Annotated in this window: 21 protein-coding genes and 1 riboswitch; of the genes, 5 read left to right on the plus strand and 16 right to left on the minus strand. The window is 43.9% G+C overall.

Annotated elements, in window-relative coordinates; genetic code table 11:
• Nucleotides 1–91 precede the first annotated feature (91 nt).
• Entirely contained in the window at nucleotides 92–550 is a 459-nt protein-coding gene (locus tag J2T19_RS04825) for a nucleoside deaminase (RefSeq protein WP_307213706.1), read from the minus strand.
• A 641-nt stretch (nucleotides 551–1,191) separates the two neighbouring features.
• Here J2T19_RS04825 and J2T19_RS04830 point away from each other — a divergent pair.
• Nucleotides 1,192–1,812, plus strand: a complete 621-nt coding sequence (locus J2T19_RS04830) for a TetR/AcrR family transcriptional regulator (RefSeq protein WP_307213708.1) — start codon at nucleotides 1,192–1,194, stop codon at nucleotides 1,810–1,812.
• Nucleotides 1,813–1,860: 48 nt separating this feature from the next.
• Nucleotides 1,861–4,194, plus strand: a complete 2,334-nt coding sequence (locus J2T19_RS04835) for an MMPL family transporter (RefSeq protein WP_307213710.1) — start codon at nucleotides 1,861–1,863, stop codon at nucleotides 4,192–4,194.
• Nucleotides 4,195–4,292: 98 nt separating this feature from the next.
• Here the strand turns inward: J2T19_RS04835 and J2T19_RS04840 are convergent, their stop codons facing one another.
• Entirely contained in the window at nucleotides 4,293–5,042 is a 750-nt protein-coding gene (locus J2T19_RS04840) for a gamma-glutamyl-gamma-aminobutyrate hydrolase family protein (protein ID WP_307213712.1), read from the minus strand.
• 252 nt (nucleotides 5,043–5,294) lie between these two features.
• On the minus strand, nucleotides 5,295–6,494 hold the full coding sequence (locus J2T19_RS04845; protein WP_307213714.1) for an MFS transporter: 1,200 nt from the start codon (nucleotides 6,492–6,494) through the stop codon (nucleotides 5,295–5,297).
• A gap of 255 nt (nucleotides 6,495–6,749) precedes the next feature.
• Here J2T19_RS04845 and J2T19_RS04850 point away from each other — a divergent pair, with 255 nt between their 5' ends.
• Nucleotides 6,750–7,616, plus strand: a complete 867-nt coding sequence (locus J2T19_RS04850) for a helix-turn-helix transcriptional regulator (protein WP_307213716.1) — start codon at nucleotides 6,750–6,752, stop codon at nucleotides 7,614–7,616.
• A gap of 196 nt (nucleotides 7,617–7,812) precedes the next feature.
• Here J2T19_RS04850 and J2T19_RS04855 read toward each other — a convergent pair whose 3' ends face one another.
• From J2T19_RS04855 to J2T19_RS04880, 6 genes are all read right to left on the minus strand, one after another.
• Nucleotides 7,813–8,673 (minus strand): Cof-type HAD-IIB family hydrolase, encoded by an 861-nt coding sequence (locus tag J2T19_RS04855; protein WP_307213718.1) that lies wholly within the window; start codon nucleotides 8,671–8,673, stop codon nucleotides 7,813–7,815.
• Nucleotides 8,674–8,789: 116 nt separating this feature from the next.
• The gene (locus J2T19_RS04860) at nucleotides 8,790–9,104 is read right to left on the minus strand and encodes a DMT family transporter (RefSeq protein ID WP_307213720.1); all 315 of its coding nucleotides are present in this window, start codon (nucleotides 9,102–9,104) and stop codon (nucleotides 8,790–8,792) included.
• Nucleotides 9,104–9,442, minus strand: a complete 339-nt coding sequence (locus J2T19_RS04865; RefSeq protein WP_307213721.1) for a DMT family transporter — start codon at nucleotides 9,440–9,442, stop codon at nucleotides 9,104–9,106. Before J2T19_RS04865 ends, J2T19_RS04860 begins: the two co-directional genes overlap by 1 nt.
• Nucleotides 9,443–9,540: 98 nt before the next feature.
• A riboswitch (guanidine-I (ykkC/yxkD leader) is annotated at nucleotides 9,541–9,641 on the minus strand.
• 539 nt (nucleotides 9,642–10,180) lie between these two features.
• Complete coding sequence (locus tag J2T19_RS04870) at nucleotides 10,181–11,077, minus strand: aldo/keto reductase (RefSeq protein ID WP_307213722.1); 897 nt, start codon at nucleotides 11,075–11,077, stop codon at nucleotides 10,181–10,183.
• Nucleotides 11,078–11,155: 78 nt separating this feature from the next.
• Nucleotides 11,156–11,929, minus strand: a complete 774-nt coding sequence (locus J2T19_RS04875) for an SDR family NAD(P)-dependent oxidoreductase (protein ID WP_307213724.1) — start codon at nucleotides 11,927–11,929, stop codon at nucleotides 11,156–11,158.
• 54 nt (nucleotides 11,930–11,983) lie between these two features.
• Entirely contained in the window at nucleotides 11,984–12,472 is a 489-nt protein-coding gene (locus J2T19_RS04880; RefSeq protein WP_307213725.1) for a GNAT family N-acetyltransferase, read from the minus strand.
• A 183-nt stretch (nucleotides 12,473–12,655) separates the two neighbouring features.
• On the opposite strand from J2T19_RS04880, the gene xerS reads away from it, so the two are divergent.
• A complete protein-coding gene (gene xerS, locus J2T19_RS04885) occupies nucleotides 12,656–13,750 on the plus strand; it encodes a tyrosine recombinase XerS (protein ID WP_307213727.1) in 1,095 nt (364 codons plus the stop codon).
• Between the two features lie 291 nt (nucleotides 13,751–14,041).
• Here xerS and mobB read toward each other — a convergent pair whose 3' ends face one another.
• Nucleotides 14,042–14,566: a molybdopterin-guanine dinucleotide biosynthesis protein B gene (gene mobB, locus J2T19_RS04890; RefSeq protein ID WP_307213729.1), complete on the minus strand. Its 525-nt coding sequence runs from the start codon at nucleotides 14,564–14,566 to the stop codon at nucleotides 14,042–14,044.
• A gap of 3 nt (nucleotides 14,567–14,569) precedes the next feature.
• On the minus strand, nucleotides 14,570–15,838 hold the full coding sequence (locus J2T19_RS04895) for a molybdopterin molybdotransferase MoeA (protein ID WP_307214033.1): 1,269 nt from the start codon (nucleotides 15,836–15,838) through the stop codon (nucleotides 14,570–14,572).
• Between the two features lie 163 nt (nucleotides 15,839–16,001).
• Between J2T19_RS04895 and hlpB the strand changes: the two genes are divergently transcribed.
• Entirely contained in the window at nucleotides 16,002–16,307 is a 306-nt protein-coding gene (gene hlpB / locus J2T19_RS04900) for an HNH nuclease-like protein HlpB (protein WP_307213730.1), read from the plus strand.
• A gap of 110 nt (nucleotides 16,308–16,417) precedes the next feature.
• On the opposite strand, the gene J2T19_RS04905 is transcribed toward hlpB, so the two are convergent.
• The 5 genes from J2T19_RS04905 to lpdD all read right to left on the minus strand — a co-directional run bounded on the left by J2T19_RS04905 (nucleotide 16,418) and on the right by lpdD (nucleotide 19,351).
• Complete coding sequence (locus tag J2T19_RS04905) at nucleotides 16,418–17,152, minus strand: DUF4247 domain-containing protein (RefSeq protein ID WP_307213732.1); 735 nt, start codon at nucleotides 17,150–17,152, stop codon at nucleotides 16,418–16,420.
• 11 nt (nucleotides 17,153–17,163) lie between these two features.
• Nucleotides 17,164–17,670: a DUF4178 domain-containing protein gene (locus tag J2T19_RS04910; protein ID WP_307213734.1), complete on the minus strand. Its 507-nt coding sequence runs from the start codon at nucleotides 17,668–17,670 to the stop codon at nucleotides 17,164–17,166.
• A gap of 49 nt (nucleotides 17,671–17,719) precedes the next feature.
• Nucleotides 17,720–18,121 (minus strand): DUF350 domain-containing protein, encoded by a 402-nt coding sequence (locus J2T19_RS04915; protein ID WP_307213736.1) that lies wholly within the window; start codon nucleotides 18,119–18,121, stop codon nucleotides 17,720–17,722.
• Nucleotides 18,122–18,216: 95 nt separating this feature from the next.
• A complete protein-coding gene (locus J2T19_RS04920; RefSeq protein ID WP_128101775.1) occupies nucleotides 18,217–18,888 on the minus strand; it encodes a PspA/IM30 family protein in 672 nt (223 codons plus the stop codon).
• Between the two features lie 118 nt (nucleotides 18,889–19,006).
• Complete coding sequence (lpdD, locus tag J2T19_RS04925; protein WP_307213737.1) at nucleotides 19,007–19,351, minus strand: prenylated flavin chaperone LpdD; 345 nt, start codon at nucleotides 19,349–19,351, stop codon at nucleotides 19,007–19,009.
• Nucleotides 19,352–19,414: the final 63 nt, after the last annotated feature.

Genomic DNA, 19,414 nt, shown 5'->3' on the forward strand with positions numbered 1-19,414 from the left:
ATCAACTTTCCAAAATCACAGGTATTACACTATCAGACGTTTCCGAAAAAATCAAGCCATATTTTAAAATTAATTTTGAGAGCCCATTAAACTATACATGGAATTGGTAACCCTCGAATACCTTCAGCCCTTCTTGATTGAGCATTTCCTTTACAACCTCAGGCTGTTGCGGACTTTTCGCAAACACTTCCTCACAAGAGATCATGATGTTACTGCCAGCAATTCCCGCCAATTGATCATGGGATACACTATACACAAGTCTGCCGAGATTGGACCACACCATCGCTCCGGAGCACATTACGCATGGCTCACAACTCGTATACAAAGTGTATTCGCTCAAGTCAAATACGTGATGCTCTGAACAAAATTTTCTTATAAGTCCAATTTCGGCGTGATGAGTCGGATCACAAAACGTATTAATTTTATTTTCACCAATCATCATGACCTCTTCATTCTTAACCAGAATTGCACCAAAAGGTTCGTTAGCCTCTTGGCGCGCTTGCCGTGCAATTTCAATGGCTTTATGCATATAATATTCATCTGTTCTCATCTGTCTAACCTCCATGAACATTAATAATCCTATAACACCTAAGCTTATGTAGCATCTAACTCGATAACATCTGCCGAATACCTCTATTCTATCATGATTACTAATACAGGTATGACAAAATCCCCGCAAATTCAAACCAGATCAGTACATCCGAAGGGTTAAATTGAAACTCCCTACATTTCGATTCATTGTCTAAATGTCAACAACAACATATTGTTCGCTCTTCTCACTCTCATATTAAGCCAACCTTATCTCCCACCTACACAGCAACTGAAATCAAAACCGTAATTAAATGAAGCGAATATTAATAAGGCAATGATGGATATTCATTCATCTCTATCGAGTGATCATCGTTACTTCAATTTTCTCTGACATAAATGAAATGCATATGTGAATTACGAAAATATTACAAAATAGCGGATATTAATATCATATTTCACACCATAAAAACTTGCCCATTGAGTAAATTTGCACATTGTGCAAGTTGTTGTTATGATAATTTCACAGCATTATTTGCTCACCTATATTCTCATGATCTTAAATGTTATTAGACCTAAGGGGGGAATTCTATTCACAATCTAACGACTGACCAATTCCGCCAGCTTCGCTGGAGATGGAGATGAACGCATAAGCGACCGCTCATGATTAAACGAAATTTACGACATCTAAAAAAAGAAGCGACCGAAAAGGCGCTTGCCAGCATTGCATTTGAACTTACCCTGAAACATGGGCTCGACGGTTTTACGGTGGAAGATATTGTGCAAAAAGCAGGTTATTCTCGCCGAACGTTTGCCAATTACTTCACTTGTAAGGAAGAAGCTGTCGCAAGAGGAGCTACATCTGTTCAGAATACGGCTGAACTAGAGCATTTACTCACCGAACTGCCCGAGCACGCCTCCCTGCTCGATGTTCTCTACCAATTAATTAAAATGCAGCTCACTACAGAACTAATCGGAAGATTGCATCAACTCTTATTGTTGTCTAAGACCTATCCTGTGCTGGAGCCACATTACCTCGGGGCAATGCATCAAATGCAGACACAAGCTCAAGAAACACTGCTGGATCTGTCTGATGGAAAATACGATGAAATCTATACTTATCTTCTACTTAACTCGATCTATGGAACAATTAATCCATTAATTGACGGAAGACTCAATGTGTTACTGCCAGGTGAGGTTGTTACAGATAATACAAAAGAGGGTGCAGTCACGTTTGACCAGTTTTTAGAAACCGTATTTGATCATTTGCGAAAAGGCTTCTAGCCTCCCATCATTCATATGCATCTATTCAAAGGAGTGTAAAAGAGAGAAATGTCTACGTTATTATACAAATTGGGGAAGACCGCTTTTCGCAAACCGTTATACTTCATTATTGGCTGGGTACTGATTCTGGGCATTGTCATTTCGATGATCAGCATCAATGGTGTACATATCAGCTCTGAGATGAAGATTGAAGGTACAGAATCGCAGAAAGTATTGGATCAGTTAGCAAAAGAACTGCCAGCCGCTTCAGGCGGCCAAGGAAGTGTCGTTTTCAAAGCACCCGATAACGAACGTTTGGATACACCTGAACGCCTTAGTGCGATGATGAAGGGTGTCAGTGAAGTATACGGGTTAGAACAGGTCATTAATCCTGCAGATTATGCAGCAGAAGCTAGCAGTGCCGGTGCATCTGCAGACATGTCTCAAATGTCTCAGACTGCCGGTGCAGCAGCACAATCCGGGAATACAACACCACCTCCGTACGGACCATTAATGGTAGAAGGAGTTCCCGTCCCTGGTGTATTAATCTCTTCGGACGGCAGCACCGCTCTATTCCAGTTCCAATTCACAATTGAACAATCTGCTATTACACAGGATTTATTCGATGCCGTTATTCAATCCGTTATGACGGTAGAGCAAGGAACCAATATCACCGTACTCCCGGGCGAAACACTTAAAGCCGTATCCATTGGTGTTGGTTCGGCTGAGATCGTCGGATTGGTTATCGCTATAATTGTTCTATTAATCACGCTCGGTTCCGTTGTTGCAGCCGGGTTACCTCTGATTACAGCTCTTCTTGGGGTTGCGATTGGGGTTGGTGGAGCATTCTCAATCTCCAAATTTATCGAAATGCCTAGTGTAACATCCGTTCTGGCGCTTATGGTTGGTCTGGCAGTCGGCATCGATTATGCTCTATTCATCGTCAATCGCCAGCGCCGGATGATTATTGATCAGCGCTTGAGCGCACAAGAAGCAACAGCAAGAGCAATTGGTACATCAGGCAGCGCCGTATTCTTTGCTGGATTAACGGTTATCATTGCACTATGCGGTATGCTCGTGATCGGACTTGCCTTCTTATCTACAATGGCTCTTGTTGCGGCTGCGACTGTGCTAATTAACGTATTTGTTGCGTTGACCTTGTTGCCGGCTCTGCTCGGGCTTGTCGGGGAACGCATCTGTTCAACTAAAGCGCGCGAGAAAGGTGCGCAGCCATCAAAAGCGGCTAATCATGGAATTGCTGACAGATGGGTTAAATTTGTTATCAAAAATCGTTGGGTTACTATTATTGCTATCGTCGTTATTCTCGGCTTTGCGGCCACACCAATCACCAAAATGGAAATGGGCATCCCCGGGGCATCCTCGGCGAACCTGGACACAACAGCAAGACAGAGTTATGATGCCATCTCTGAAGGGTTCGGAGAAGGATTCAACGGCCCGCTTATTTTGGTCGCAGAACCTAACAGCTCTTCAGCTCAGGTCACACCTGAACTGGTAGGCGGCCTGATGATGGGTCTGCAAAGTCAGGACAATGTTGCACAGGTCACGCCGCTTGGCATGACAGCAGATCTGGCGATATTTAGTCTCATTCCGAAGACAGGTCCGAACGATGTGACCACCAAAGACCTAGTCAATGATCTACGCTCTGCCGATGCAAGCTTTGCACAGCAGAATGACGTAAAAATTGGAGTTACAGGTCTGACCGCGGTCAACATTGATATGTCAGCCAAATTGGCACAGGTATTCCCTATTTATGTAGGTATTATTATTCTACTCTCACTTATCATACTATTGCTTGTATTCCGTTCCATTATCGTTCCGATCAAAGCAACGATTGGCTTCCTGCTTAGTATTCTAGCTACATTCGGTATTACAACTGCGGTGTTTCAATGGGGATGGCTGCATTCGCTCTTTGGCTTCGATACGGGCGGTCCGCTGCTGAGCTTCATGCCGATTATCGTAACAGGTATTTTGTATGGTCTAGCTATGGATTATCAGGTATTCCTCGTCAGCTCGATGCGTGAGTCGTATGTACATGGTCACAGAGGACGCGAATCGGTTGTACATGGATACAATCAGGTCAGTCGTGTTGTTGTAGCGGCGGCGGTGATCATGGTTTCAGTATTCGCAGGATTCATCTTCACCGATGATGTCATGATCAAACAGATCGGTTTTACGTTGGCCGTAGGTATCCTGATTGATGCCTTTATTATTCGTATGGGACTTGTTCCTGCCACTATGGCGATCTTCGGTGACAAAGCCTGGACGCTTCCTAAGTGGTTGGATCGTATCCTGCCGAATCTGGATGTGGAGGGTGAGAAGCTGATTGCAACACTGAATGCGAGTGATCAAGCACCTTCTCATCTGAATCAAAAAAATAAATGAATGAAGGGCTATGCCCATCATTTGTCTAATTGGAAGACCTCCTCTGATGCAATCATTGGAGGTCTTTTTTTATTTTACATAATCGCCAATCAACTGATCTAGGCAATGATGTCTTCGATATTCTGATCATAGCTAAGAGACTGGCATGAGGACACAAAGCTTGAGAATAACTTTTGACTATACTCATCTACAGCGAAACTATATTCTGGATGCCACTGAACAGCCAATATAAATGTACGATCTGGCATCACCACAGCTTCAACTAATCCATCCTCAGCGACAGCTACTGCCGTTAATTGATCAGCTAAAACTTTGATCCCCTGATGGTGATAACTATTCACTTTAATTGTATGGGTCTGAAGGATGTCGTGTAGTAAATTATGATTAGCAATATGTACCTCATGGACAAGATTCGTGTACGGCGGACTTTGCTTGTGCTGAACAGGTGTCGGTACCTGAAGCCCTGTCGGAATATCCTGAATCAAAGACCCGCCCAACATGACATTAAATAGTTGCAGTCCACGGCAAATCCCGAAGGCTGGTTTATCTAGCTGGGCGACCTTTTGAAAAAGAAGTGCCTCCATTCGATCCCGTTCATGACATAGCTCCCCGCACGCTTCCTCCACCTTTTCATGATAAAGCTCTGGATTGAGATCATGTCCGCCGGTGAATAAAAATCCGTCAAACTCATGCGCCAGCCTTACAATAATATCGAGGTTAGTTGTCAGAGGTAACATCATTGGAATTCCGCCAGAGCTCTCTATAGCGTACATATAATCCGGGAGCATCCAATAACTTTTTTTATCAGAATCATACAACGGCAGAACACCGATGATTGGCTTTTTCATTCTTTTTACCTCCTTATGTCATGGAACTTACTGCTGTAACCAAGAAAGCTTGTTATCATTCTATCAAATCTACCCCCATACAAGCTCGCCAAAAGATTGCATTTTTCTACTACATTTCATTCTATCTTGGATGCACAGGCTGATATTGAAAACCCATACAACTCTGCATAACAGCAAATTTGTATGGGTTCTCGCGAACCTTATTCTATTATTCATTACAGCAACACATTCGATCAATCTAGGTCAGTCAGCTTAGGCTGCATTCGTTGCCATTTCTCCATCTGGCTTCAAGTGAATCGAACGCTGGCATACTCTCGTAATTACAAAAGCTGACAAAGCCAGCACAACGGCAACCGGCGGCACCCAATTCACGCCACCCAGATTAACGGCAATCCCGCCGATCCCAGAGCCAAGCGCAATGCCAACATTGGCCGATACGGGCAGCAATGTGGATGCAAACGCTTTGGATTTTGGCACGACTACGCCAGATACATCAAACAGATACAGTTGGGATGCGGCACTCATCGAGGATGACAGACAACCGATCAAGAATAGAAACGTTAGCCCCAGCCATAGATTCGATACAGTCAAACTCAGCCCTACGAAGATAACGGCTTGAATAATAAAAAGCCAGTTGAGCTTGGGTAGGAAATCCCCTTTGGCTATTTTAGCTCCGATCCAGTTGCTCAAAATACTGCAGGCTCCATAGATTAGGAGTACACCGCTGATCCAGCTTGTAGGCACCCCCATGGACTGGCTCAATAAAGGAGTAATGTACGTAAATGTCACGAAGATACAGCTATTGCCGAGCACTGGAATTAAGCAGGCTAGCAGAATACGAGGTTTCATAAATAAAACCATCTGATCACTGAATGAACTGGTAATCGTCGTTGTTTGCCGCGGAAGAATTCGGAACATCAATATGAACGGTATTACACCGATCCCTGCGGTAACTACAAAGGTCATCCACCAGTTCAGATGCTGTCCAATGAATGTTCCTAGTGGTACGCCAAATACATTAGCGATAGAAAACCCACCTAAGATCCAAGCGATTGCTTCGCCCCTTCTCTCCTGCTGAACTGCATCGCTAGCGATGGAGATCGATAGCGAAACGGTAAGCCCACAAGCGACCGCTGATACAATACGAATAGCCATTAATGAATAGAATGTAGTGGCGAACACCGTCAGTAGGTTCAACGCGAGTACGATGCCAAAACCGATCAGAATGGAGTTTCTGCGTGACAGTTTGGACAAAGATGCGACCGCAAACGGTGTCCCTATAGCGTAGGCAATCGCGAAGCCAGACACGAGAGCACCAGCCGCTGCCAGCGATACTTTCATCGCATGCTCTATTTCCTTTAATACACCTACGATGACATATTCGGTCGTGCCTAATACGAAGCTCACTAGCGTAAGCGTTAAAATTAGTAAAGTTTCTCTATTTCTAGTCATGAATAAGCCCTCACTATCCCTCACTATTCCTCTCTATTGTTGCGATTGTTGCCGACCTTTTGATGTCTCTTATATTTATTTTATGTCATACAATATACTTTCCCTTCCCCTCAGTTCGATATATAGTACATATGAATAGTCAAATTGTACTGTCAGATGAGGCTAGACGACAATTAAGGTTGTTGTGGTCTTATTTATAAACATGATATATATTGTCATTTTACAGATAGATGTACTGAAGGGAAGACACGCTACATGAATACACACTTAGAATCTGCCCAACAATATGATGATCAAGAATGTATTATTATTTACGTAGGTAAGCTAGCGGATCATCCCCATTGGAGCTTCCCTACACACAAGCATGACGATCTCCATGAGATCATCTATGTAATAGACGGTAAAGGCTCGTTCACAATTAACGGCACGAAGCATTCAGTTCAACAAGGCGATCTGCTTGTCTATAACAAAGGAACATTACATGAAGAGAAATCCGATCCTGAGTTCCCGTTATCCACCTATTATTGCGGCTTCCGTTTCCATGATGGGATACATCCTGATAGAGATTGGGTGGTTTCTCCCGGCAGCGAACCTGTCATTCGCTCGAACCGCTATTCGGAGGAACTCTGTTCGTTAATACAGACGATGTTTAATGAGTTTTCAATCTGTGAAGACGGGTACGAATATATCTCTCATCATGTGCTAAAAGCCATATTGGTCATTATTCATCGGATGTCACATCATCAACGCACAGCGAGCGAAATCGTTCTAAGCAATAACCTTGCGCAGAGGGTTAAAGACTATCTGGATACCAACTACAGGCAACCCATTAAGTTAAAAGAACTGGCGGATCATTTTCACATTGACTTTTATTATTTGATTCATATGTATTCCAAACACTATGGTACGTCTCCTTATCATTACTTGATCCAGCGTAGAATGGGAGAAGCTACCCGGTTATTAGTCTCTACCAAGAAAAAAGTATGGGAAATTGCCAAGCTCGTTGGCTATGATAATCCAAACTACTTCACAATTCTGTTCACCAAAACAGTTGGTGAGTCTCCGCGTAGCTTTCGAAAACAAAATCAAAAGGATATGTTCGTCGAGAATGGATCCACGTAACGTAATAATCAAAAAACAGGTAGTCATTCTGAACTGGCTACCTGTTATAGACACGATTATATGACATGAGCGACGATCCGTTTCTATTTAAAGCTCAAAAAGCCGCCAATCGGCGACTTCTCGATCTGTTCACTTGTTATGATGTTACATGTTACATCAGATAGAATATCCGTATATCCATAAATCCATAAATCGTTTAAACGGAAATGAGACCATGCTTCACAAAACTTTTGTACAGCCCATCATTCTCTAGATCATCTGTAATATCATCTGCGATTTCTTTCAGTCCAGGCTTGGCATTGCCCATCGCGATTCCTAAATTGCAAAAATCCAGCATCTCAACATCGTTCATCCCGTCTCCAATTCCAATCGTATGTTCCACGGGCAAACCAAGATGATGTAGCACATCTGCAATCGCAACGGCCTTATGAATGCCAGGCAGCATTAATTCTCCACTGTCTTCTCCGAAGATTGGGACTGTACACTGAATAGCTTGGAATTTCCCTTCAAACCGTTGTTGAATTGTTGCAAAAGGAACCTCGCTCTCTAGGAAACACACTTTGTTGACATCTTCTTTGTTCCAATCCGTTTCCCCATAAGTGAGTTGAGTGATAAACGGATGTGGTGATGCCTCCATTTGTTGCCGTGCCGCAGGATCATTCTCTACATCTCCATGCAACAATCTCTCCAGGTGAGTCTTCAGATTAGGGCTTGCGTATAATGCCGAATTCGATTCAAGATAGAAATTAATACCATGCTCATTGAAGAAATTAACCATATCGAGTACGTCATCTGGAAGTACTTTTTTATGATAGAGGGTCTCTCCGTCCACTTCCACATAGCCGCCTCCTGCACCAATCAGCCCGTCAAATCCCAGATCCCAGATCTCATCATATATTTCAGCCTTTGAACGTCCTGTGCATAGAAACAATAAATGACCGTTCTCTCTCGCCAAACGACAAGCAGTTTGGGCAGACTCCGGTACACTGCCATCATCCGTCACAAGTGTACCGTCGATATCAATAAATATAATTTTACGTTGTTGATCCTGTCTCATGTTCTTACTTCCCCCTCATGAAAGGCGTTATGTGTTGGAACACACTCCTAGGTTAAAACTATTTCATGAGTTGAGTGTATCGGCTGTAACGGGTTACAAGTCAAGCTATAAATCGTTTAGCTCACTAGCTTCAATCCTACTGCCGCGCCGAGCACCATCGTAATAAATACAATTCGTAGTGCGTTTCGGGGTTCCCCATAGAAAATCATGCCTAAAATCGCTCCGCCAGAGGCTCCGATTCCCGTCCACACAGCATATGCCGTTCCCATTGGAAGAGTCTCCATCGCCAGAGATAACAACCAGAAGCTCAGACCAAAGCCTGCGATTAACAGAATCAATGAAATCAAATTTCGGTCTTTGTGCAGCTTATTGATCATAAGCACTCCGATCATCTCAAATATTCCGGCCATAATTAGAAATATCCAGCTCATTAATGATGCACCTCCTTCGTTTTCTCTTTGCTTAACATTTTGAGACCGATCACACCAAGCAAGAGTAATCCAATGAGTAACATTTTACCCGTCTGCACTGCGGCACCAAATAGAATAATCTCTGCAAGTACAGTACCGGCTGTGCCAAGTCCAACAAATACAGCGTATACCGTTCCTACAGCAAGCGAACGTGAAGCTGCAATCATCAAGGTAAAACTTACGATGATTGCAATCAGGGTTAACCCCCATTCCAATACTCCACTCGCATGCTTCAAACCAATCACCCAGCCCACTTCAAAAATGGCCGCTACGATTACGGATAACCAAGTTTTGTTCATTCTTGTCACACTCCTTCTTCATAAGTGGCATTTTGCAATAAAATTACATGCAGTCAAAACAAAAAAAGCCTGGGAAACAAACTGCAGTTACGCAGTTTATCTCCCAGGCTTTTGTCCTTCCGTGACACAACCAAACGGCTGTGAGTTTTCTCTCGGACCAGACCGACATCTCTGTCGCGGAACCCTAGAAAACTTTCATGTAATTCTATTGTCCAACCTATTATACACATATCTTGCTTATTAGCAATCAAAACTTATGCAGACATCCTTTCTAGAAATTCAAGCTGATTACCAAACGGATGGATCTTATTTTGAAAATGGAAGGTTGACTATGAGGTTCAGGAATGGTTTGCTTTTTCTCTAATTAGGGAGCGGGATAGTACCGCGGCGATAAACAGAAGCTAAGTACAATTGGTTTTTCTGTTATGAATTTTTCATATGTTGAAATAATCCAATCAACTTTTTCATTAGCTAAAGATACTAAGGTTGTTGTTTCTGAGTTAATGTTGGACAATTCGGTTTTTTGTTATGAATTTTTCATGTATTGAAAATAAGTCATATCAATTACTAACGGCTTTCCATCGTATTTCATTATCATCAGATAGAGAAAAGAATACAAAAAAAGCCGCCATCGGCGGCCTTTTTGACTTATATTAAGAACATACTGGCTTAACATCATTTTCACGAAATCGATTGTACACCTGAATATCCTTTATTCTTAAAGAACGATATTGTCTCTTATATTTGTCCTGTCCAATCAGGTCTGGCAACCTTTTTCCAATTCGCTCTAATCTCTTCATAGACATCCTGTGGCAATGCGCCTTTGGATACGAGATCCGCATTTTGTTGCCAACGATTCGGTTTAGCGGTTCCGACAATTGCTGTATCCACACCCTCTGTACTCAATGTGAAGCGTAAGGCCGTTTCAACCGCTTTCTGCACGTCAGTATCTTTGAGAAAAGCATAGTCTAGTTCCTTCAAGCGCTCCCAATACACATAGGAATAATCCTTTTCCGGAAGCGTCTCATGTGTCCATGCTGCGTTCGCGATCGGTCTTTTGGCGATTACCCCCATGTTTCTTTTACGTGCTTCGGGTAAAGTCAGCTCAATCGCTTCTTGATCAGCAATATTTAGGGAGGTCTCCAGGCTGTCAAATACCCCAGTCTCTATTGCGTACCTTGCATCCTTCGTATCCCCGCTATACCCAATAAATCTGGTTTTCCCAGCTTGCTTCGCACGCTGAAGAACTTCTATAACTGCCCCTTGCCGAAGCACTTCTTCAGAACAGCTATGTAGATGAATGACATCCACATAGTCCGTTTTTAGACGCTTCAGACTCCGGTCAATGGTTTGCTCCAGCACTTTAGCATCCCAATTCGGCCCTTCGATCCCGGCGGCATGTCCACATTTGGTAAATAAATAATAGTCATCTCGGCGATGGGACAACACCTCTCCAATCAATGCCTCACTATCCCCATAACATTCAGCGGTATCGATGATATTAAGTCCTGCATCTAACGCACTGTTTAACAATGTCGCCACATCTTCCTTAGAAACGTTCTGTCCAATCTCAGCTCCACCAAATCCAAGTGTACTCACTTGCATACCTGTATTCCCATATTCACGTCGTTCCATGGATGATTCCTCCTCAAACTTCGTAATATCGTTAATGAAGACAAGCCTAACCAGAACTATTACCCGTTCCAACTGGTTTTAAAACCCATAAATGGACATTCCACCATCCACTAAGAGCGTTTGCCCGGTAATATAGCCTGCCGCATCGGATGCTAAAAATATAACCGGCCCCACTACCTCATGTAGCTCACCGACGCGCTGAAGTGGGGTGCGATCAATGATCTCTCCAAGGTATTTGGGATCATTCAGTAGCTTCTCGGTCAGTGGTGTGCGGAAATACCACGGGCCAACTGCATTGACACGTATTCCGTATTTCCCCCACTCCATCGCAAGCACCTTCGTCATATGTATCATGGCTGCCTTCGTCGATCCATACACAACACCAGTCCGAAGGGCTGTATGCCCGCCAACGGAGGAGATATTTACGATTTTTCCACCGCCCTGATCCTTCATATGTTGACCAGCTATTTGTGACGCCATGAAAGCCGATTTCAGATTCGTCTGCATAATCGTTTCCCATTGCTCGTCTGTTACCTCGAGTGCAGGTGTGCGGATGTTCATACCTGCATTATTAACAAGAATGTCCAACCTTCCCATCGCAGCAATGGCCTCTCTGAATGTCTCTTCGAGTTGCTCTCTGGACGTTACATCGGCAGTAAGAGCTATCGCTCTGCGCCCTGTGTGTTCTTGAATGTAGGCTGCGGTTTCCTCAATTTCGCTGAAAGTCCGTGATACCAACACGACATCACTGCCCGACTCAGCAAGCCCTATGGCAATCGCCTTACCAATCCCTCTGCCTGCACCTGTCACCAGTGCCGTTTGTCCCTCCAGATGAAATTCCGGCATGTTCATTTCATACACTCCTTATCTAGTTTACAATACGTAGTTTCTTTTTTTATTTATCCATTACGTTACAAAAAACTGACTGGGATTGCCAAGCTCTGGATGGAACTTTTCTCGAAAGCGTCCGCCTGTGTAGGCTCCAATAACCTTGCGCCAGAAAGCCTGAGCGACTACGTTGTTACGTACCTGTGTAACCTTCCAACGACCAGGAAACCGTTCAAACAACTCATGCGCCGCTTGTGTCCCCACTCCGCTGCGCCGATATTTTTGCATCACAAAAAATTCAGTTAAGTAATAATCATTGTCGATATTTCCTGGTTCAAAGCGTTCTACCAGAGCGAATCCAGCTGGCGCTCCATCACTCGTTATCAAGAATGGGAATTTGCGTCCTTCATCTGTCCAGAATGCATCCAATCCAGGGTATTCTGGAAACACTCCATTATGGTCAACATCAATATTAAGATATTTGGTGAAATCATACAGATAGAATTGCATTAAATGCCGAATTACCTGACGACGTTCCCAGGGAACCAGCTCCAGTTTCATATTCATCCGGTTCATCTCCCCTGCTCCACGATTTATGACTATATTTATTACTTTAAAGGTTTGATCGCGGAAGGGCAAGAATGACGAACCAACCTACATGACGTTCGTGAACAGACTGTGACCATGTAAATTATGGTACACTTAAGCATAGACTATCTTAAGAAATGCTTGATCTTGGAGGTGCCGACATTGACTAATGTTCAAAAAGAAATTGACCGACGCAAGCTGGATGAGAAGCTACCTACCATGCCCTGGTTCGTTCAGCAATTCATAGATTATAAATTACCGGATCTCTCTCCCTCCACCTTGCTGGAGTATCTGCGAGACTATGATACGTTCTTTAGCTGGCTCCGTGCAGAAGGCCTGTCTGCAGCTAGCACCAATGCAGAGGTTACATTGATTGAGCTAGAGGTGCTCCGAATGGATTCCGTAACCGCGTATCGGTTATTCCTTACAACCAAGCGTGAGGGAGCTAATTCTAGAATTACGGTATCTCGGAAATTATCTTCTCTACGTTCACTATTTCACTATTTAAGCCAAATTGCCGAAGATGAAGATTTCTACCCCTTACTCAAACGCAATATTATGGCCAAAATTGAAATTAAGCGCACGCATAAACCGAAGGATACTGCTGCCAAGCTAAAAGGAAAAATTCTTGAAGATGAAGAATTGCTGGAATTTATCGGATACATTTTGGAAGGGTATGCGGTGGATGTGGAGAAGAATAAACAAGCGCTATATGCACATGAGTTAAACAAGGAACGAGATGCTTGTATCGCCAGTCTCATCTTGAACTCGGGCTTACGGGTTTCAGAAATCGTAAATCTTAACTTGGATGATCTGGATCTAAATAATAAGCTGTTATATGTTTACCGCAAAGGTAACAATGACGAAACGTACAAGACTCCTGTCTATTTTAGAGAACAGGCCAAAGACGAGCTTGCCATCTATACTAGCCTTAGACAGACGAGGTACCGTACATCGAAACGGGAGAAGGCTTTGTTCATTGCTCTGCGCAATGGGGAATCTGAGGGAAGTCGAATGACGAAGCGCGCAATACAAGCTATGATTATGAAATACGCTAAGCGGTTTGGCAAACCTTATTTGACTGTACATAAGTTGCGCCATTCCTTCGCTACCGATTATTATTTACAGAACGATATATACAAAACGAAAGAACAACTAGGGCATGCCTCTACAGAGACTACCGAAATTTATGCCCATCTCACCGACAAAACAATGTCCGAGGCGATTGAACGCCGTAATGAAGGTACTGGCTCTTAAACTAGGGAGTGTCTGTAAATTCCGAAGGACGCAGATTTTACCGAATTTTCGTTCCAAGCCAGGAAGTTTTCCGCAGGCGTGCCGGGGCACGTCAAGGGAAAGTGATGCAGCAGGGGGCTAAAAGGTGGTAAAAGATGCACTTCAGCGAGTTTTCAGACACGACCTAGCATGATCTATGGCAAAATAAAAATAGGGCGAATGATCCTAAAGTCTCAACTCCTAGGATCATTCGCTCTATTTCACATACTAGAACATAATCAATATTATAATCGAACTCAGCATGCTTCGATCTTAAATCCCCTCAATACGTTGTAACAGCCAGTTACCGATATGCTCTGTCTGCTGAATATCGTGCCAAACTAACTGCTCACAAGCTACATCGTCACGACCTACTGGTGCCCTTGTAACCACGGCTATGATTCCCTGTAATTGTTCGTACAACATAAAATCTTCGGGTTCTCGGATCATCAGAAGCTTAGGATATGCCGCTTGCTTGTGCCCTTCAATCAGAATCCAGTCATACTCGGTTAAATATTCAACCATGTCACGAAGCTCTGTAGCTCGTTGTTCAATGATGGCCGTCCGTGTATCGGACATCACAACGATAGCCGAGGCTCCATTCGCAGTGAAGTTATATGAGTCCGTACCTTCATGATCCATCTGGAAATGATCATGTCCATCATGTTTAATGACGGCGACCCTGCGTCCAAGCAAGGTCAGTTGTTTAGTCAACGCTGCTGTCAGCGTACTTTTACCTGAGTTTTTATATCCCACGATCTGCACGATATGAGGTTGCTTTGTTTGGATATCTGACATAGCCTATCTCACAAGACCTGTAGGCAGCTTAAGAATCCGCACTAGTTCACCCGCAGGAACGCCCTTTTTGTCAGGTGGAATAATAATCAAACATTCACTATCCTTGATCGTGATCATTACACTAGATTCATCAACCCGGGCTGCTGCTGGCAATGCGTGAACCTCACCATTTCGAACCTCTATTCGTCCCCGCACAAAACGGGTATAGTTATTGACCTTTGTATATCCTTCATCCAATATCGCTGTCCATTCTTGCAGATAAGGATGAGGATCATTTTGCATCATGCGAATCGTAGGTCGAACAAATAAGTTAAATCCAACAAAACATGCTCCTGGATTGCCTGATAATGCAAATAGATTTTTTTGATCCACGATGGCTGCGGTGGTGACACTTCCTGGTCTCATGGTCACTTTGTTAAACAGCATTTCGATGTCGTCTTCACGCACCAGATCTCCCATAATATCATAGTCACCTACAGACACGCCGCCTGTTGTGACAACTATATCGTTGTGCTTAACTGCTTCTGCGAGTGTCTTACGTGCGGTTTCAATATCATCTGCAATGGAGCCGTACATGATCGGCTCACCACCTGCCTCAACAACGAGTGAACGCAGCAAATAGCTGTTACTGTTACGAATCCGTCCAGGCTGCAATGGCTCGTCCAAAGCTAACAATTCGGTTCCTGTTGCGAAGATCGCCACCTTCGGCCGTCGAAATACAGGTACTTCCGCTACACCAAATGTAGCTAATACGGATTGTTCACCTGCTTGAATCAGCGTGCCTGCATCCAGCAGCAACTGGCCTTCTTCTACTTCTAGCCCAATTGGCGTAATGTTAGCCTTTGCGTGTATATGTCGCTTCAAGCCGATCCATTGCACCCCATTCTCTGTTTTGCTCTCGGTCATCTCAAGCATCACAACAGCGTCAGCACCTTCTGGCACCTGTGCTCCGGTCATAATTCGTGCTGTTGTACCTGACGTAATCGTCTGATCCGATGTATATCCACAAGGAATTTCATCTACAACACGAAGCCAGATTTGCTGTTCGCTGCTAGCATGAAGCGTGTCGCTGCTTCGTATGGCGTAGCCATCCATTCCTGATCTGCGGAAGAACGGATAAGGATGTGGTGCAACGATCTTCTCTGCAAGCGTGCGTCCATGTGCCGATTCTAAGGACACTTTCTCGATTGCGCCTGGTCTTACATGAGCAGCAATTTTAGCTTGAGCATCAGGAACCTGTACAGCCGTTCGATTGAATTTAGCATGTGTCATATCATCAGTATGCGAGTTTAATTTCAATGCAGTCGAGCCTCCTCGTGAGCAATCTCTATGTCTAAAAGTGTAGCTTGAAAGTGATAAGGTGACAAGCGTTATCCCTATTCTGTAACGGATATAACATCATTTGTTCATGGATTGACCATAATATGCTGTAGAAATGGAGGAATCCCATGTGAATGATCGATGTGAATTATGTGGTAGAGAGCCTGTCGAAACAACTGTCCATCATCTTACACCTAAGCAGATGGGAGGCAGCTTCATGCCTACTGCGAATCTATGTATTGCGTGCCACAAACAAATTCATTCCCTCTTCACAAATCGAGATATTATGACGCTGGGATTAACTACCCTTCAGGCTCTTCGAGAGCATGAACGCATGGCTCCGTTTATTCGCTGGATTCGCAAACAACCCGCAACAACGATCCCGCGTATCCGCAAATCGAATCATGTTCGTAATTCCTGAAGCAAAAAAAGAACAGCGTCTGAGGTTGATACGTGGATAGAGCACTACTCCACCTTACCTCTTCGCTGTTCTTCTTGTGCGTTACAATGTAATGATTAGGAAAGTCTGTGCTACCTTCGCCGCATGATTCGTCCTCCGCCCACCCTTGTTTTTGGCTTCTTGTAAGAGCTCTTGGGTGAGTTGAATAATCCGCCACTTTTGCCGCGATCAATCTTACCTGAACTTGGTTCCTTCTTACGACTAAACAAACCTCCGCCAGAACCTACACTGGTGTTCGTATCGCCACCACGTCTAGTAATTGAGCCTTTGCGTTCCACGGTAATCGGTGGAGCAAGCTTTTTGTCATTACTTGTAGGCGCACGATACGTGCCTTCCCTTGGTTTGTACGTATCTTTGTTTGTATAACCACGATATTTCCCGTTTCCGCCTCCGCCAAAGGAATCAAACAAATTTCCGATTAACGTTGCGGTTAAATATCCCTGTAAAAAGGAAGAATCGTAATTCTGACGAACGTATTCTTTGGAATCGACTTCAATTAACGTGTCTTCCGCTTTATTGGGATCCTGCTGTAAATGGTAATATTGATCCTGATACACCAGGAACATCCGCTCGGTACTCTCAGCCGAAATCTGATCGGGCTGACGCTGCTCAGACAATTCCTGGGCAACCTCTGGAACGGTACGCTCAGCAGCCCGGTATACGTAGGATGTGGTGTTACCGCTACCACTCACAGATTCAAGTGGGTAGGTGTCCTGTACGGTAGGTGCACCGCAAGCGGATAACAGTGACATCACAAGGCTAAGAACCAACATTAATTTCAAACTATGTGCCATGCGTTTTTTCATGGGAACCTCTCCTAGCTCGAACGAATCACTTTGATATCCGCAGGAAGGATAACCTCACCCTCATAAAGTGTAAAACGTCTGTCTTGCCACTCTACACGAAGTAGCATGTGATCATCAGACTGATACTGCCATACGAGCTGCTCTCCTGCCTGGCCATATGGTGTTCTGCCTGCAGTCGTTACCATACCTCCATATTCTTCCTCCAGGTGGTATGCGCGTCCATCTAGATCTAATAAGGTTGGCACCTCATCTGGCGCATCTAAACGACCATCAATCGGTGTGTAGAGAGCATAACGCGTCAATTCACGCTCCTCAATATGCAAGTGTCTGAAAGCTGTACCATCCTGCAATGTTAATACGACGGCATTTCTCGAACGATGATGTACCCGCCCAACAACCTCATATGTCACAAGAGAGACTTCACAGATATCACCAGGTTCAAGCTGTAGCATCGTCTTCTCGGCCCGAGGCGGTTCGGGTTTAGCTAGTATTCCTTTAATCCGTTTCCATACACTCATGCCCATTAACTCCCGTTCTATTTCTTCTAGAGGTTAGTTGACCCTCAATTTATAAGCAAGCTGCAATAATTAATGCGCCGACAATATGCAATGCACCTGAGAAGAGACCATATCCCGTTTTCCCTTGCTGTATGCCTGTATCCAGATCAAGATTGGCTCTTGTACGAATCATATAATGCACGCCATTCTCCAGAATCAGCAAAATAATGAAAGATACTACGGATACGAGGAGCGCCTCACCTAGATGACCAGCAGTTGAGATGGAGGTCGCAAGTACATAACCTTGGGCAAACAGCTTCATAACCATTCGAGTGGTTACTGCCATATTGCCAGCTTTTACTTCAGCAAAATCCTTATATTTCGTAAACAATGAATCCACATACATCAAGACAAACAGCAAAACCGAACCCGATAACGTCCAGACCAGCATTGCCAAAATGTTCAAATCCATTTCAACAGCCCCCACATTTCAACATGAACCGCATTTAAAAGCGAAGAAGAAACACATGTCTCTTCTCCGCTAATTTCCTTACCTCATCCAAAAGGTTAGTTCTTATTCTCGTACTGCTTCATCAGTGCTGCCAATTCATCTTCAACCGCCTGATCTTTACCAAGCTTCTCAAATTCATCATCCAAGGACTTTCCTTTGGAAGACATTTCATTGCTTGCTTCAGCCTGTGCTTCCATTTGCATCATTTTTTCTTCCATACGCTTCATTCCAGCACTTGCTGTGTCGGAACTGAATCCGTTCAGCGCTTTATTGATTTCAGTTTGAGCCTTCGCTGCATTATAACGAGCAACCAAAGTCTCACGTTTGTTTTTCATTTCCGTTAACTGCTTGCGCATCTCATCTAACTTACCACGCAGATTGTCAGCGGAAGCTTTATTTTGGTCATAGCTTGTTTTGTATTCAGCCATTTTTTCTTCAGCTGTTTTCTTCTCTTCAAGCGCTCGGCGAGCCAAATCCATATTTTGTGCGCGAGCTGCAGTGTGCGCTTGCTCTTCGCGTTTCTTCACTAAAGCTTCTTGCTCTTCATAAAGCTGCTTGAACTTCTTCTCAATGGCAATCTGTGCTGCTACAGCCTTCTCCGCATCTTGCAAATCCTCTTGCATATCACGGATATACTGGTCTGTCATTTTAATCGGATCTTCTGCCTTATCAATGATGGAGTTAATGTTGGACATCGTTAGATCTCGTAAACGTTTGAAAATGGACATTATGTTATTCCTCCTAGTCGATATTACATCCTTGTATATAATCATACATACGTGATAATCTTCAACCCGTTTCAATTTTAGCAAAAAAAATCAAAACAAACTTCTTCTTCATGTAAAATTATTCATTTAATTGACCTTTTATCAGCAAATGCTCATCAAGGAGCCTCTCTGCAGTCTGCACGATTTCATCAATCTGCATGCGTGTGATCGCATCAAAATGAATGCCCATAATGACCGTCACCGTAACCTTCAACTGATGTGCCGCCTTGCGCGCAAGCCTCTCGCATAACTCCTGCTCCTTATGCCCTGGGACATGAAATGTAGCTCCACTAAGACGATCGTGATCTACATAATAGGTTGCCACCGCCCCTATATGTGCATCGCCGCCTGTAACCATGAATACTTTGTCCTGCCCCACTTCTACAACCTGTAATCGAATAGAACTCAAATCATATTTACTCATGCTAATCCACCTATCCTTTTCTCTATCTCATGTTATGGTCCGAATTATGAACAAGATTCGAGA

Source organism: Paenibacillus tundrae (assembly GCF_030812775.1).
GTDB lineage: Bacteria > Bacillota > Bacilli > Paenibacillales > Paenibacillaceae > Paenibacillus > Paenibacillus tundrae_A.